Source organism: Stackebrandtia soli (assembly GCF_965137155.1).
Lineage (GTDB): Bacteria > Actinomycetota > Actinomycetes > Mycobacteriales > Micromonosporaceae > Stackebrandtia > Stackebrandtia soli.
The window spans coordinates 1-14683 of the sequence record NZ_CBCRZX010000027.1 but is presented as its reverse complement, the minus strand read 5'-3'; the positions used below and the strand labels follow the sequence as shown (position 1 = coordinate 14683).

The 14683-nt window shown below is 69.0% G+C and carries 16 protein-coding genes; 10 read left to right on the top strand and 6 right to left on the bottom strand.

Annotation, left to right across the window (positions count from 1 at the left end; translation table 11 throughout):
- Positions 1-80 precede the first annotated feature (80 nt).
- The 4 genes from ACM9NP_RS15790 to ACM9NP_RS15775 form a co-directional block, all read right to left on the bottom strand.
- Positions 81-938, bottom strand: a complete 858-nt coding sequence (locus ACM9NP_RS15790; protein ID WP_415647461.1) for a hypothetical protein — start codon at positions 936-938, stop codon at positions 81-83.
- A 306-nt stretch (positions 939-1244) separates the two neighbouring features.
- Positions 1245-3413 carry an ABC transporter substrate-binding protein gene (locus ACM9NP_RS15785; protein ID WP_415647460.1) on the bottom strand — a complete coding sequence of 723 codons (2169 nt, stop codon included), beginning with the start codon at positions 3411-3413 and terminating at the stop codon, positions 1245-1247.
- 289 nt (positions 3414-3702) lie between these two features.
- Positions 3703-4191 carry a DUF1003 domain-containing protein gene (locus tag ACM9NP_RS15780; protein WP_415647459.1) on the bottom strand — a complete coding sequence of 163 codons (489 nt, stop codon included), beginning with the start codon at positions 4189-4191 and terminating at the stop codon, positions 3703-3705.
- A complete protein-coding gene (locus tag ACM9NP_RS15775) occupies positions 4184-5413 on the bottom strand; it encodes a magnesium transporter MgtE N-terminal domain-containing protein (RefSeq protein ID WP_415647458.1) in 1230 nt (409 codons plus the stop codon). The genes ACM9NP_RS15780 and ACM9NP_RS15775 overlap by 8 nt, the downstream gene beginning before the upstream one ends.
- Before the next feature lie 232 nt (positions 5414-5645).
- Here ACM9NP_RS15775 and ACM9NP_RS15770 point away from each other — a divergent pair, with 232 nt between their 5' ends.
- A complete protein-coding gene (locus tag ACM9NP_RS15770) occupies positions 5646-6485 on the top strand; it encodes a PhzF family phenazine biosynthesis protein (protein WP_415647457.1) in 840 nt (279 codons plus the stop codon).
- Positions 6486-6519: 34 nt separating this feature from the next.
- Positions 6520-7437 carry a hydroxymethylbilane synthase gene (hemC, locus tag ACM9NP_RS15765; RefSeq protein WP_415647456.1) on the top strand — a complete coding sequence of 306 codons (918 nt, stop codon included), beginning with the start codon at positions 6520-6522 and terminating at the stop codon, positions 7435-7437.
- Between the two features lie 132 nt (positions 7438-7569).
- Here hemC and ACM9NP_RS15760 read toward each other — a convergent pair whose 3' ends face one another.
- Positions 7570-8172, bottom strand: a complete 603-nt coding sequence (locus tag ACM9NP_RS15760; protein ID WP_415647455.1) for a hypothetical protein — start codon at positions 8170-8172, stop codon at positions 7570-7572.
- Positions 8169-8756 (bottom strand): AmmeMemoRadiSam system protein A, encoded by a 588-nt coding sequence (gene amrA, locus ACM9NP_RS15755; RefSeq protein WP_415647454.1) that lies wholly within the window; start codon positions 8754-8756, stop codon positions 8169-8171. Before amrA ends, ACM9NP_RS15760 begins: the two co-directional genes overlap by 4 nt.
- 165 nt (positions 8757-8921) lie before the next feature.
- Here amrA and ACM9NP_RS15750 point away from each other — a divergent pair, with 165 nt between their 5' ends.
- The 8 genes from ACM9NP_RS15750 to ACM9NP_RS15715 all read left to right on the top strand — a co-directional run.
- A complete protein-coding gene (locus tag ACM9NP_RS15750) occupies positions 8922-9725 on the top strand; it encodes an SDR family NAD(P)-dependent oxidoreductase (protein ID WP_415647505.1) in 804 nt (267 codons plus the stop codon).
- A 148-nt stretch (positions 9726-9873) separates the two neighbouring features.
- Entirely contained in the window at positions 9874-10260 is a 387-nt protein-coding gene (locus tag ACM9NP_RS15745; protein ID WP_415647453.1) for a thiol-disulfide oxidoreductase DCC family protein, read from the top strand.
- 276 nt (positions 10261-10536) lie between these two features.
- Positions 10537-11154, top strand: coding sequence for a TrmH family RNA methyltransferase (locus ACM9NP_RS15740; protein ID WP_415647452.1), 618 nt, complete (start codon positions 10537-10539; stop codon positions 11152-11154).
- A gap of 388 nt (positions 11155-11542) precedes the next feature.
- Positions 11543-11698, top strand: coding sequence for a hypothetical protein (locus ACM9NP_RS15735; RefSeq protein WP_415647451.1), 156 nt, complete (start codon positions 11543-11545; stop codon positions 11696-11698).
- A 4-nt stretch (positions 11699-11702) separates the two neighbouring features.
- Positions 11703-12467: a PH domain-containing protein gene (locus tag ACM9NP_RS15730; protein WP_415647450.1), complete on the top strand. Its 765-nt coding sequence runs from the start codon at positions 11703-11705 to the stop codon at positions 12465-12467.
- Positions 12468-12642: 175 nt separating this feature from the next.
- The gene (locus ACM9NP_RS15725; protein ID WP_415647449.1) at positions 12643-13035 is read left to right on the top strand and encodes a hypothetical protein; all 393 of its coding nucleotides are present in this window, start codon (positions 12643-12645) and stop codon (positions 13033-13035) included.
- A gap of 167 nt (positions 13036-13202) precedes the next feature.
- Positions 13203-13901: a response regulator gene (locus ACM9NP_RS15720; protein ID WP_415647448.1), complete on the top strand. Its 699-nt coding sequence runs from the start codon at positions 13203-13205 to the stop codon at positions 13899-13901.
- Positions 13898-14683 (top strand): sensor histidine kinase (locus ACM9NP_RS15715; protein WP_415647447.1); only part of this gene is annotated, 786 nt, incomplete at its 3' end. The genes ACM9NP_RS15720 and ACM9NP_RS15715, both read left to right, overlap by 4 nt.

Here is a 14683-nt window from a genome sequence, read left to right as displayed (position 1 = left end):
GTGAACGCGCTGCCTCCGCGGGAGTGCCGGTAACGAGCGGGGTGCCCCTCATACCGTCCGATAGCAAGGCGGTGGGGCGGCTATTCGACGTCCTCGCCGGGGAGCTCGGGGCTCGCGGGCGGATCCGACGGGTCCGGGTCGGTCGTCGGTTCCGTCGTCGACGGAGACGGCTTCGGGCTCGTCGGCGTGGGCGACGTCGGTTCGGGAGTCGGGCTCTCGGTCGTCGACGGTTCGACGCTCGGCGTCTCGGACACCGGTGCGTCGGGCTGCTCGGCGTCACCGGGTTGGTCTTCGCGTTCGTTGGCCTGACCCGGGCTGTGCCAGTACGTCGCCGGCGGGTCGCCCGACATCAGGGCGAACGCCGTCAGCGCGCCGATGCTCAAGGCGAACACCGCGACGGTCGAGATCGCGAAACGCTTCCATGGGAACGGTTTCGCGGGCGCCGACGCGGACTCTTCGGTCGGCTTGTCGATGACGGTCGTCCGGTCGAGCGCCGTCGCGTCGGACGGGGAGTCCTTCCGCGTGGACGTCAGCGAGGGTGTGGCCGCGTCGTCGGTCGGGGTCGTCGGCGCCGGGTGCCGAAGCGGGACCGGCAGCTGTGGCACCTGTTGGACGACCGCCTTGATGTGCCTGCCGGTGCGTTTCATCGACCGCAGGTACAGCGCGGTCGCGAGCGACGAGACGACGCTGATGACGGCGACTCCGACGACGGTTCCCATCACGCCGAGCAGGTTCGCGACGACGGCGGCGGTCGTCGACGCGCTGGTGGCGGCGATGATCTGGATGACGCTGATCTTGTCGTCGTCCTTGTCGGGTTCGGGCGACGGGTCGACGGGAGTCACGGCGGGGACGGCCGCCTTCGCACGGTGAGTCGGCGCGGGGGTTTCGTCCGTTTCGTGCCGTTGTGTCGCGTCGTCGGGTTGGCGCGGCGTCGGCATGCGGCGGCCCCTCCCGATAACGATGACATCACGATCCAGCTCACAGAGGTTGTCTCGTTATCTCAGGTCGTGTGAGGCGGGTGGCAGAGCGTCACTCGGCGAGGCGGAGGAGTTCCTGCATACCGGTGTTGTATGGAGGAGCTTTCACAACACGGCCGATGGCGTTCTGGCGCCGCCGGAGCCGATCTGCTGGGTAACGAGACAGCCTCCAGGTTGCCCGTGTCCGAGTGGCTCCGCAACGGATTGTGCGGCGCTTCACCGAAAGTGCGGACGACCGGATGAGGCCGCCATCGGATCGACGTATGCCTATGCGGCATTGACCTCGACGAGGTCGAACTGCGGGGCCTGCGTCGTCGGGTCGACGTACAGGCTGTCCTCGACTATGCGATCCCGGTGCGCGAGATGGTAGACGCCCGTCGTCAGCGGCACGACCGGCATGTACGCGGCGAGTTTCTCCTCTGCGGCCGCGTACAGCGGCAACGCCTCCTCGACCGAGGCTTGTTGATTGCCGGCGGCGAGCGCCTGGTCGAACTGGTCGTTCTGGTAGCCGAACTGGTTGCCGGAGCCGTACAGCGGCCCGAGGAATCCGTCGGCGGTGCCGGTCTCGGGAATCCAGCTTCCGAGCCACGCTCCGCTGGCTTCGTCGTTCTCCACGGCTTCTCGCAGCGTGGCGTACGGGAGTGGCACCTGCTCGCAGTCGATGCCGAGCGTCGTGGTCACGGCTTCGCAGATCGCCGCCGCGAGACGAGGCGCCTCCTTGTCCTCGCCGGCGTACGCGAGCTCGAAGGTCTGGTCCTTCGGCCAATCGGACTGGTCGAACAGGGCGGACGCCTCATCGGGCGCGAACGCGCAGTCTTCGCAGGCGGAGTCGTCCGCGGAGCCCGGATATCCGGTGGCAGTGAATCCGTCGGCGGCGCGTCGATGGGTGTATCCGCTGTCGGCGAGGATGCCCTCGCGGTCGATCGCCAGTGACAGCGCGCGGCGGAACACGGCGTCGGCGTAGCCGTCGAGGTAGTGGGGGATGCCGATGAACCCGAACTCGCCGGTCGGGAAGGACGTCACGCCCTCGCCCGCGTTCTTCACCTGGTCGGCGCTGATCCGCGCGAGGTCTCCCGACCCGGCGAGGTAGTCCTGGCCCATCAGGTTCGTGTCGGTGTAGAACCGGAACTCGACGCTCGCGTAGGCGGGTTCGTCGCCGGGGTACTCGTCCCACCGTTCATAGCGGAGTGTCGTGGTGCCGGGGTCCCAGCCGCCCTTGACGACGAACGGCCCGGTGCCGATCGGCCGGGTCGCGCACGACTTCTGGGCGTTGACGCACTCGGGGGCGAGCGGCGCGAACGCCGGGTAGATCAGAGTGGCGGGGAACGACGCCCACGACCGGTCGAGCCGTACCGTGAACGTCGTGTCGTCCACGATCGACAGTCCGGACATGTCGTCGTCGTTCTCCTGCGCGTTGTCGTATCCCTCGATCCACCGGAACAGTGGCGCCGCGGGGAAGTCCATCGATCCGGCGGCGACGTAGTTCCAGGAGTCGACGACCGACTCCGCGGTCACCGGCTCACCATTGTGGAAAGTCCAGCCCTCGCGCAAGGTGATCGTCCATTCACGAGCGTCGTCGTCGCCGGTGATCGACTCCGCCAGCATGTTCGCGGGCAGGCCGGTGTTCGGGTCGGTCCGGGTCAACGTCGTGTACAGCGGTTGAACCGCCGTGTTGCCGATCTCGTCGACGCTGTCGCCTGGCAACAGGCCCGTCGGCGGGTAGCTGTTCACGGTGATCGCGGCGTTCGGGTCGGGAACGCCGCTGTTCCCGCTCTGATCGTCATCCGGACCGGAGTCCCCACCGGCGACGATGAACCAGACGACGAGCAGGACGGCCAGTACGCCCGCTCCGCCGCTGATCGCCCACGTCCGCCACCGTTTCGGCGGCGTCGCCGCCGTCGGCATTGGAAACGGCGCGTAGCCGATGCGCGGGTCGATCAACGGCTCGTCGTCCGGTGGGGGCGGCTGCGGTATCGATCCGGTGGTGTGGACGGAATGCGTCGGTATCGGTCCCGTGTGGTGTGTTGGAAGTGGTCCCGTGTGGTGGGACGGTGCGGGACCGGCCGGCATCGGTCCAGTGTGGTGGGTGGCCTGGGGGACCTGGTGTGGGACGGGCGGAGCATGTTGCGCCGGTATCGGTCCCGTGTGGTGCGTCGGCGGGGACTGCCCGGGGATGTGGATGGGCCGGTTGCGGCGCACGGGAACCGTCACGTCCGCCGGTACGGGCTGTTGCGGCAGCGGCCCCGTGTGGTGGGTCGCCGGTGGCGGCGGGATCGGTCCGGTGTGGTGCGTCGGTGCCGGAGGCTCGGGCGCGTACGGATCGACGCCCGGGGGGTGCCCCGGATGGGGGTCGGCCAGGTACGGATCGGGCCGATTGTGCGGGTTGTAATCGCCCGGTGACGACTGTGGGTATTCGTGATACGGGGGCTGTGTCATCAGTCGACTCCCAGGGTGTGCCGTTTCGCAGGAGTACTGTACCCGCGCCGCGCAGCCCCGGAATCGGCTGGACACGCAGGGTTCGATCGATTGCGCGTCAAGGGCTTGCCCGCGCGGGCGAGCGCCCGAACGGACGCTCGCCGGCAGCGCCCGAGCACCACCCCGGTAGGGGCTTGTGGAGCCCCGCGTGCCGACGACGCGTCCGCGTGCCGGACACACCGCACCGACCTCGGCGACGCCGCCTCAACCCAAAGCGCTGACGCCCCGCAGGTGAACCGCCGGGCAGGGCTCAGGAGTGCCGGTCCGCCGTCCGGCCGTCTCCGTGCTCGCCGATCCGGTTCAGCTCCGAGCGGATGAAGTCGCGCGTCGCGACGTCGCCCAACGCGATCCTCAACGCCGCGATCTCCCGCGCCAGATAGTCGGTGTCGGCCTTCGCGGCCTCCGAGCGCTGCCGGTCCGACTCGATCTGGACCCGGTCGCGCGCGTCCTGCCGATTCTGCGCCAACAGGATCAGCGGCGCCGCGTATGACGCCTGCGTGGAGAAGAACAGGTTCAACAGGATGAACGGGTACGGGTCCCAGCGCAAACCGAACAGACCCACCAGATTCAATGTCACCCACACGACGACGAACAGTGTCATGTAGACGAGGAACTGCGCCGTTCCCATGAACCTGGCGAAGCGCTCGGCGAACGCCCCGAAGGTCTCCGGCGTGATCGACGGCAGGGGAAGCCGCCGCGACCGCCGCGGCTCGTCGAGTCGTCTGCGCGGATCAGCCACGCTCGCGCTCCCTCCAGTCGGAGGGCAACAGGTGGTCCAGCACGTCGTCGACGGTGACCGCGCCGTACAACCGGTCATCCCGGACGACCGGCATCGCCACCAGGTCGTACGTGGCGAGCCGCCGCGTCAGGTCCAGCAGCGGGAGGTCCGGGTCGATCGGGTCGATGTCCGTCGTCACGCAGCTGGCCAACAGCATGCTCGGGGGCTCCCGCAGGAGCCGCTGGAAGTGCGCCATCCCGAGATAGCGGCCGGTCGGCGTGACCGTCGGCGGCCGACACACGAACACCTGCGCCGCGATCGTCGGCGGATGCTGCGGCTCCCGCAACAGCGCCAGGGCCTCCGCGATCGACGCGTCCGGCGGCAGGATCAGCGGCTCGCTCGTCATCATGCCGCCCGCGGTTCCCTTGCGGTAGTTCAGGAGCTGCCGGATCGGGTGAGCCTCGTCGGGCTCCATCAGACTCAACAGCTCGTACTTCTGGGTCGCGGGCATCGTGTTCAGCAGATCGGCGGCGTCGTCCGGGTCCATCTCGCCGATCACGTCACCCGCCCGACGCGGCCCCAGGGAGTTGACGATGTCCACCTGGTCGTGCTCCGGGAGCTCCTCCAACAGGTCGGCCAAGCGCTCGTCGTCGAGCGCCGCCGCGAGCTCCACCCGTCGCCGCATCGGCAGATCCTGCACCATGCTGGCGAGGTCCGCCGGGCGCAGCCCCTCCGTCGCCGACACCAGGTTCGCGGCGCCCTGGGTGTCCGCCGTCGCCGCCAACGCGTCGATGTCGGACCACGCGATCTGTCGCAACGGGCCGCGCCGCGTCAACCGGCCCCCTCGCGGACGCAACGCGACAGTGGACAGATGCCATTCGCCGGGGGCGGTCGGCTCCATCGCCACATCGGACACGAGCACCCGCTCGCCGCCGACCGTGACGGGCCGGTCGAGCAACTCCCCGAGGACGAGCGACTCACCGGGCCGAAGCGCGAACTTGCGCAGATTCAAGGTGCCCGTCGTGAGCACTATCGCGGCGGCGTCGATCGTCGACACTCGACCCATCGGCACGAAGATCCGGCGAAACGCCTGGATCTCGGCGACCAGGCCCAGGACCTTCGGCGGATCGCGGTCGAGCGACGCGCGCACCACCGCGTCCGACACGCGCCCGACCTGTTCGCCGTTCGGGTCGAAGATCGCGGTACCCGCCATCCGAGCGATGTAGACCCGTATCCCCGCCATGTGGACCAAGAGTAGTGAGAGGTCACGGCGGTAGAGGCGGTTCCGTTGTGAAGGCGCCCGGCACTTCGCGCCGCGCCGGCGCCACCGGACGCGGAGGACCACACGAACGAGTGAACGACTCCTTCTCGTCGAGCTCGGTCCGAGCCTCCGCACGAGGAACGCTCCACTTTCCCCATCGGTGTCGGAGTGGCATCGCAGCGCAACCGCCGACGACACGACGTAATCTGAGCGCGTGTTGGAATACGAGATCGTCGATGTGTTCACGGGCCGTGCCTACACCGGCAATCCCCTGGCGGTGGTGTTCGGGGCGGGAGAGCTCACGCCGTCCGGCATGCAGGCGATCGCCGCCGAGTTCAACCTGTCGGAGACGGCGTTCGTCGTCCCGACCACGAGCCCGGAGGCCGACTACCGCGTCCGGATATTCACCCCGAAGGCGGAACTGCCGTACGCGGGCCACCCGAGCATCGGCACCGCCGTGACCCTGGCCCGTCGCGGCGAGGTCGAGGAAGGCGAACTCGTCCAGGAATGCGGCGCGGGACTGCTGGCAGTCACGGTCTCCGGGGCGTTCGCGACGCTGACCGGCGCCAGCGCGACCATCGCCGACCCGATCGACCCCGCGCCGTACCTGGCCGCATGCGGGCTAGGCGCCGACGACCTCGCCGGACGGCTCCGCGTCGCGGGGACGGGCCTCGAGTTCCCGTACCTGCCGGTCACCGAGGACGCGCTCGATCGGGCGCACCCGATCACCGACGACAGCGTCGACGAGGTCTACCTGTTCACCTGGGACGCGGAGAAGGCCACCGCCCGCGCCCGCCTGTTCGACCCGGCGAAGGGCATCGTCGAGGACCCCGCCACCGGCTCGGCCGCGCTCGGTCTCGGCGTCTACCTCGTCGCCGAAGGCTGGGCGGCCCCGGACGGCGACACGTCGTACCTCATCGAACAGGGCACCCACATCGACAGACCCTCGCACCTGGAATGCGTCGTCTCGGCGTCGGAAGGGGTCGTCGAACGCGTCACCGTTCGAGGTCAGGTGCTGCCCATCGCGCGCGGAGAACTCGTCGCCCTGCCGTGACAAGGCGCCCCGGCCGGTGCGTAGGCTGTCCGACATGTCGACGATTGTGCGTATCGGCACGCGATCCTCACCCATGGCACTCGCCCAAGTCGACCGGGTTTCCGCCCTCTTGCGAGCCGCCGATCCGGAACTGACCGTCGAGGTCGTTGCGATGACGACCTCCGGCGACCGGTGGACGGGGCCGCTCTCGGACCTCGGTGGGAAGGGCGCGTTCACGAAGGAGGTCGACGCGGCGCTCCTGGGCGGCGCGTGCGACCTGGCAGTCCACTGTGTCAAGGACATTCCGGGCGACCGGCCCGTTCCCGAAGGCACCGACATCGTCGCCTTCCTCGAACGCGACGACGTTCGCGACGCGGTAGTCCAACCCGACGGCATCACGCTCGACGACCTTCCCGAAGGCGCTCGGATCGGAACATCGTCGCCGCGCCGCGCGGCGCAGCTGGCCCTGCACTGGCCGCACCTGCTCCCGGTCCCGGTGCGCGGCAACGCGAACAGCCGCCTCGCGAAGCTCGACGCGGGCGAGTACGACGCGCTGCTGCTCGCGGTCGCCGGGCTCGAACGCATCGACCTGACGGAGCGGATCAGCCAGATCCTCCCCGTTGACGCGATGGTGCCCGCCGTCGGCTCCGGCACGCTCGCGCTCCAGTGCCGCACCGATGACGACGTCACCAACGCCTACGCGCGCGCCCTCCGGCACGAGCCGACGTGGCTTCGCACGACCGCCGAACGCACGATGCTCTCGGTGCTCGACGGCAACTGCCACTCACCGATCGCCGGCTACGCGACCCTCGACGACGGCACGCTGAGCCTGCACGGCCGGGTCATCGCGCCCGACGGCAAGACCGTCCTCGACGCGAGCGGGCGCGGAACCGACCCGGAGGCCCTCGGCACCGACGTCGCCGCGGAACTGCTGCGTCAGGGCGCGGCGGACATCATCTCGGCGACGGCCTGACCGGTCCGCGCGGGCTCCGCGCGGTGTCGTGACCACCCGCTTGATCGGGTGAACGCGTCATGCGTCCGGCTTCGTGACCGCGCCGACCGCGACCGCTCTACCGAGCGTCCTCGTCCCGAACCGGTGAACGCGTCAGGACCGGTGTCGGCGTTTGACCCGGTGGAGGCGGAACGGCTTTCGCGTGGGGCGTGCGGCCGTCGACGGTCGGACGGGCGCGGCGAGGTCGTCGTCAGGCAGTGATCGACCCACGAGGACCGTCAGCGCCGAGCCGTCGACGACCGGCTCGGTCGGGACGGTCGAGTCTTCGGCCTCCGTGGGGGTCTCGTCGGCCGTCTCCTCTTCGGGGGTCTCGGGTGCCTCCGGCACCGCGATCCGCCAGATCCGGCAGCCGTCGGCCCAGCGGGCGACCGTGTCTCCCGTTGCGTTGAGTCGTTTGGGGGCGAGCGCCGCCGCGATGCCGTCCCATTGCGGAGACGGATGCGGTACGAGCGTCACGGCGGCACCGTACTGGACGATCCGGCCGCCGTGGTCTCCCCGGTGAACGACCGTGGCCGTCTCTCCGTCGACGAAGCCCGGGTCGCGTTGTTCGCCGTCGCCGCAGACGACGTAGAGCGCGTCGTCGACCCAGACGCACCACAGTGCTCGTTCGGGCGCGTTGTTCGGCGCGATCCACGCGATCGCGGCCTTCTGTGCGACGGCGGCGGCGAGCCGTCGGGCGTTCGCCTCGTCGGTCATAGCGTCTCCAAGGGTGGTCGCGGTGCGGGCGAGATGTGGCTGGTCGTCGTGTACCGCTCGACGCGGAGGTCGGTGGGCCAATCATCCACCGTCCATCCGCCCTTGGCGATCAGCGCCGCCAGAAAGCTTCGCGGTTCCGGCAGGGAGCGCCACACCGACGGTAGGAACGTCGCGCGGGAGTGTTTCGTCGCGAGCGTCAGCCCGTCGACGCCGGGGCGGATCAGGTCGTGAATGTCGTCGATGGTCCCCACCGGCAGGGGTTCGGGTTTCGACAGCACCGACACCGACACCGTCAACTGTGGCCATTCGTCGGCCGTGACGGCGGGGAGCCGGGGGTCGCGCAGCGCGCGGATGGCGTTGCGGGTGATGTCGTCGCGCAGCGGTCGGGCCGCGTACAGCGAGCCGATGCAACCGCGCAACCGTCCGGCCCGGTCGACGGTGACAAAGGACGCACCGAGGCGGTTCAGCGTCGAGTCGTCGCCTTCGCGAGCCGGCACGGGCCGACCGAGCAGCGCGGACGCGATGGCGGCGACGGCGAGCTCGGCGATCGGGTCGCTGGTCGCAGCGTCGTCGCGGGTGGTCACGGGTCGATCCTGCCACGGCGACGGCGCCCGCGTCGGCCTCACCGCGCGCATGGCGGGCGACCTTCGTGTGGGTGGAATGGGGTGATTGGTCGGGGGATGCCCCTGTCGGTGTTTCGTGCGAGGATGCACCACATGGAGCCTTCCCGGTCGACGTCAACCGAACACATGGCAGAGGTCATCCCGCATCCCTCCGCACGCCGCGATGCCCCCGAACCAGCCGATGTGGACAGCCTGGAGGGGCGGGTCGCGCTGGTCACCGGCGCGGGCAGCCCGGACGGCATCGGCTTCGCGGTGGCGAAGCGCCTCGCGGCAGTCGGCGCGGAGGTCGTCCTCGTGTCCACCACGAAGCGCATCCACGAGCGGGCCGAGGAGATCGGCGGCACCGGATTCGTTGTCGACCTGACGATCGAGGCCGAGGTCGCGGGCCTGGCGGACGCGATCGAGGAGCAGATCGGCGAGGTCGACGTCCTGGTCAACAACGCGGGTCTGGCGTCGAAGACCGCGCCCGCCGTGTTGAGACCGGTGGCGCAGTTGACGTACCCGGAGTGGAACGTGGAGGTGGAACGCAACCTGGCGACGACGTTCCTCGTCAGCCGCGCGTTCGTGCAGGGCATGGCGGAGCGCGGGTGGGGTCGGGTCGTGAACGTCGCCGCGACGGCGGGCGTCGTCAACGGCGTCCCGGCAGAGGCCGCGTACGCGGCGGCGAAGGCGGGCGTGACGGGTTTGACCCGGGCCCTGTCGATGGAGCTCGTGGCCGACGGCGTGACGGTCAACGCGGTCGCGCCGGGCCTGATCAGGACGGGCTCGTCGACGGTTCCCGAGTTGCAGCGCGGCCTCGACATGCCGATCGGTCGCCCCGGCACCGCAGACGAGGCGGCCTCGGCGATCGCGTACCTGTGTTCCCCGTCGGCGGGTTACGTGACGGGGCAGGTCCTCATCGTCGACGGCGGCGCGGGCGTGCGCGCCTGACCGATCGGCGCGCTCCTGTCAGGCACCGGAAGGCGACCCAGAGGCCCACGAGCCCCCATTTCCTTGCGCCCCTTGGCTTTCGAGACTCGGCGGATCGGGGCTGTTCGCGCTCGTGGTGACCGGCCGTGTGCGGGCGTACGCTGGCGTCATGACGGATCGCGCGCTCTTCCTGTTCGACGGCGACTGCGCCTTCTGCTCGCGTAGCGCCGACGTGGCGCGGCGGGTCGCGGGCCCGGGCGTGACGATAGAGGCGTGGCAGTGGGTCGACCTGTCCGTGAACGGGCTCACCGTCGCCGACGTCGACGCGGCCGTGTGGTGGCTTCCGGCGGTGGGCCGCCGTGCCTCGGGTCCGGACGCGATCGCGGCGTTGCTGCGGACCTCGCCGCACAAGGTGCTCCGGATCGTGGGGAGCGTCCTGTCATGGCGGCCAGTGTCGGCGCTGGCGTGGCCGGTGTACCGGCTCGTGGCCCGGAATCGGCATCGCCTGCCGGGCGGGACCCCGACCTGCTCCCTGCCGCACTCGCAGCGCGGGTAGGGCCTCGTCCGAGAACGCGAACGAGAACGTGGTCGTGGTCGTGTTCCTGTTGAGACCACCGTTGCCCCTGTTCGATCAACGCTGTCGGCCCCGTGTCTCCGCTTGGTTGGGCAAAGGTCCCGCTTGGTTGGGCAAATTGCGAAATCACGCCTGTTTCCGACATTTGGCCAACCAAGCGGAGCTTTTGGCCAACCAAGCGGGAATCGGCGGGTGGGTTGGGCCTGGCGCCGACCCGGCCGTGTCGGTCCGCGCGGGGGCGGCCTCTAAGCTCCTTGCGTGAATGACCACGTCGAGGAGATCGGTGTCGGCCCGTGGCAGGGGGAGTGGCCGGACGATGAGCGCTACGACCCGGAGCTGTTGGCCGAGGGCGATCGGCGCAACGTCGTCGACCGGTATCGGTACTGGACGACGGAGGCGATCGTCGCCGATCTGGACGCCACGCGGTTCCCGTACGTCGTCGCGATCGAGAACTGGCAGCACGACTTCAACATCGGCACCGTCGTGCGGAACGCGAACGCCTTCGGTGCCGCGAGCGTCCACATCATCGGCAAACGTCGCTGGAATCGTCGCGGCGCGATGGTCACCGACCGCTATCAGCACGTGATTCATCACCCGACGGTCGACGAGTTTCTGGAGTGGACGAACGAGCGCGGACTGGCCGTGATCGGCGTCGACAACCTGCCGGGCTCGGTCCCGCTGGAGACGACCGTCCTTCCTCGACTGTCTGCTTTGGTGTTCGGTCAGGAGGGGCCGGGGCTGTCCGAGGCGGTCCGGCAGGCGTGCCAACAGGTCTGCTCGATAGCTCAGTACGGTTCGACCCGGTCGATCAACGCGGGCGTGGCGAGCGGTATCGCGATGCACGCGTGGATCCGGGCGCACGCCTCGACTTTCTGAATCGCTCGTGTTCGTGAAATATCCCACGAATGGCGGAATCCGTTGCGGTGACGGAAATCTGACACCTGCGAGTGGTGTGCGGCCCTGAGCTGGAGTGATGCGGCCGTCACGAGGTGCGACCCCCATCTTCAGGGCGATATGTCCGTTTTCTCCATGGGGAGGAAGTGACTCAAAGATGCGATTGCGGCGAAATACCGCTAGTCTTGAGGTGGCTAAACCCGTTGGAAGGGGATGCCGTGACCGTAGACGTTACGAGTGACATTGACCGCGCCAATGCGACTAACGCTGTACGCTCAGCGATGTTCGTGAGCCGTAGTGACCGCCGGCACACCTGGCCCGGTTGGCGTTACGACTCGTCTGAGCCGCTGTGGGAGGGGGTTCGCCCGATATGAAAAAGGTTCTGACCTGGGCCGGTGTGGCTTTCCTGGTCTTCTTTGTTGCCTTCAGTCCAAATAGTGCGAGCAATGTCGTTCAGACGATTGCCGGCAGCATCGGTGACATCGGCAAGGGTTTCGCGACGTTCATTTCCAGTCTCGTTACGTGAGACCATGACGTACCAGGATAATGCGGCCGGTGATCCGGATCCTCGGATCACCGAGCAGTTCGACCAAGTCGATCCGCTCATTCCGCGTCAGCCACCAGACGGTGCCGGCCCGCCCGACATCGCCGCGGACGACCTCGAAGGCTTCCGCTTCGACGCTTCCGGCATGCCGGTCGGTCCCAGCAAGATGCCTGTGCCCGAGTCTCCGTCGCCGATGACGGCGCGCTATCTCTTCCCGACCGAGAAGTACCGGGGCGAGTGGCGTCGGCATTGGATTCACCTGATGCCCGTGATCGTCGTGGGTGTCCTCGCGACGTTCCTGAGCGGGTACGTGAGTGGCCTGCTCGGTTGGAGCGGTGAGGCGACGGCCGTGACCGCCGTCGTCCTGATCTATCTCGCTGTACTCGGTTGGGCCGCGTGGAAGGTCTTCGACTGGTACTTCGACCGGTTCATCCTGACGAACAAACGTGTCATGGTCATCAGCGGGATCATCACCCGCAAGGTCGCCATGATGCCGCTGTTGCGTGTCACCGACATGAAGTACGAGCAGTCCCCGCTCGGCCGAGTGATGGACTACGGCACCTTCGTGATGGAGTCCGCCGGTCAGGATCAGGCGCTTCGCGAGATCAAGCACCTGCCGAATCCGAACGAGCTCTACCTCCAGATCTGTGAGGAGATGTACGAGCCCGCGGAGGTCGACAAGGCCGCCGAGGAAGACGAGGAGATCGACGACGATCTGCAAGCCGAGAGCGCCCAACGCGGCGATTCTTGACGGCAGACGCGTCCGTCTCATCCGTACCGACTTAACGGGGTCGCCCTAGCGGGCGGCCCCGTCGTCGTTCTCGTCGTCCCTGCTCAGCGCCTTCATCAGTGAGCGCCGGGGGTGGACAACCGCGCTCCCGTCGGCCATCATCGAAGGATCGCCCGTGGGTGAGGAGGGCCGAGCCATGACCGGACCGGATCAATACGGCGACGCGATCGAGCGTCTCGAACGCGATGTAAACGCCTCGTACTCGTCCCGATCGGACTGGCTTCGATCGTTGCGGTCCGACCTGGAACGGCTCAGCGCGGTATTGCCGCCCCCGCCTCCGGACGATTCTCCGATCGAGCGGTTGACGGCGGACGCGCCCCGGCTCGCGCCCGCCGTGCGGCGCCTCGACGACGAGCACGACCACATCCGGTCGCGCATCGACGCCTTGAACTCCCGCCTGGACGGGCCCGATCCCGGTGATATCGAGCCGCCCGTCCGGCATCTCGTCGCCGACGTCCATCGATACCGCCGACTTGTCTCGCGGCTCATCTACGAGGCCTACGAAGTGGACATCGGCGGCGAGAACTGACCACCGCCGCGCCGTCACCGATCGGCGTGATCATTGGCGCCGAACGGATCCACCACGCGCCTGTCATCGACACATGTCGATTCCTTCAGATTCCTTGGCGGGCGACGCCCCGCGCCGATCGATGTCCGGCGTTTCGACCGATGGCACGACCGCCCTAGATTGGGCGCATGAGTGCCCTCCCGGACGCCGCGATACTCGTGGTCGACGACGACGCGACCGTCGCCGACGTCGTGCGCCGCTATCTCGAACGCGACGGCTACTCCGTGACGGTCTGCGGGGACGGTCTCGAGGCCCTCGCCGTGTTCCGGTCCGGCGTCTTCGACCTGGTCGTGCTCGACGTGATGTTGCCAGGGCTCGACGGGCGGGACGTGTGCCGGGTTCTGCGCGCCGAAACGGCGGTCCCGATCGTCATGTTGACCGCGCGCGGCGACGCCGACGACCGCATCATGGGCCTGAGCCTCGGCGCCGACGACTACCTCGCGAAGCCGTTCTCCCCGCGCGAGCTGGTGTTGCGCGTGTCGTCGGTCCTGCGTCGCGCCGCCGCCGAACCTCCCCGCAGGGTTCGACGCCTGACCGACGGAGACCTCGTCGTGGATCTCGGCGCTCGAACGGTCGCGCTCGCCGGTCGGACGATCGCGGTGACGGCCCGCGAATTCGACCTGCTGGCCTACCTGCTGGCCCGCCCGGGCCGCGTTCACTCCAGAGCGCAACTCCTGACGGAGGTGTGGGGGTGGAACTTCGGTGACGAGTCCACTGTCACCGTCCATGTGCGACGGCTGCGCGAGAAGATCGAGGACGATCCCAGCCGACCCGGGCGCATCATCACCGTCTGGGGCACGGGCTACCGGTATCGGGACCCGTCATGATGGGCGACCTCGCGGCGCTGCTGCTCGTCGCGTCCGTCTGCGCCGCCGCCGTGGCGGTGCCCGGCGCGCTCGTGCTGCGAGCCCTGCGGGGCCGCTCCGTCACCGTCGCGGTGAGCCTGCTCCTCGTCATCACGGTCCTGTCGCTCCTGGCGGGCATCCTGGGGGCATCGGTCGAGATGTTCCTGTCGCCGCACGACCGCAACGTCATGCTCATCCTGGTCGGTGTGTCCGGCACGGTCGGTCTCGCCGTCTCCGTGTGGCTCGGTCGACGTCTGACCGCCGAGGCCGCGTGGCGGGAGGAACTGCGCGAACGCGAGCGCGTCATGGAACGTCAACGACGAGACCTCGTGGCGTGGGTCAGTCATGACCTGCGGACCCCGCTGGCGGGCATGCGGGCGTTGTCGGAGGCGCTCGTCGACGGGGTCGTCACCTCGCCCGCCGACGTCGCCGACTACCACCGTCGGATCGGCGCGGAGAGCCGCCGGATGAGTCGCCTCGTCGACGACCTGTTCGAGCTGTCGCGCATCCACGCGGGCGCGGTCACCTCCGCGCGATCGCCGGTGTCGCTGGCGGAGGTCGTCGCGGAGGCGTTCGTCGCGGTCCAGCCGTTGGGCACTGCCCGGGGCGTTGCCGTCCACTGTGACGTTGACCGGACACAGTGGCCGATCGTCTCCGGTGCGGCGACCGAGCTGGTGCGAGTGGTCGGCAACATCGTCGGCAACGCGGTGTCGTTCTCGCCGGCCGGTGCGACGGTCTGGGTGTCGGCGGGGGTCCGCGCGGGG

Bases quoted from the DNA above. Each gene is read 5' to 3' on its own strand.
- ACM9NP_RS15775 (WP_415647458.1), bottom strand. From the start codon at position 5,413: ATGGCGGGGATACGGGTCTACATCGCTCGGATGGCGGGTACCGCGATC.
- ACM9NP_RS15760 (WP_415647455.1), bottom strand. From the start codon at position 8,172: ATGACCGACGAGGCGAACGCCCGACGGCTCGCCGCCGCCGTCGCACAG.
- ACM9NP_RS15730 (WP_415647450.1), top strand. From the start codon at position 11,703: ATGACGTACCAGGATAATGCGGCCGGTGATCCGGATCCTCGGATCACC.
- ACM9NP_RS15720 (WP_415647448.1), top strand. From the start codon at position 13,203: ATGAGTGCCCTCCCGGACGCCGCGATACTCGTGGTCGACGACGACGCG.
- ACM9NP_RS15745 (WP_415647453.1), top strand. From the start codon at position 9,874: ATGACGGATCGCGCGCTCTTCCTGTTCGACGGCGACTGCGCCTTCTGC.
- ACM9NP_RS15725 (WP_415647449.1), top strand. From the start codon at position 12,643: ATGACCGGACCGGATCAATACGGCGACGCGATCGAGCGTCTCGAACGC.
- hemC (WP_415647456.1), top strand. From the start codon at position 6,520: ATGTCGACGATTGTGCGTATCGGCACGCGATCCTCACCCATGGCACTC.
- ACM9NP_RS15735 (WP_415647451.1), top strand. From the start codon at position 11,543: ATGAAAAAGGTTCTGACCTGGGCCGGTGTGGCTTTCCTGGTCTTCTTT.
- ACM9NP_RS15790 (WP_415647461.1), bottom strand. From the start codon at position 938: ATGCCGACGCCGCGCCAACCCGACGACGCGACACAACGGCACGAAACG.
- ACM9NP_RS15750 (WP_415647505.1), top strand. From the start codon at position 8,922: ATGGCAGAGGTCATCCCGCATCCCTCCGCACGCCGCGATGCCCCCGAA.
- ACM9NP_RS15785 (WP_415647460.1), bottom strand. From the start codon at position 3,413: ATGACACAGCCCCCGTATCACGAATACCCACAGTCGTCACCGGGCGAT.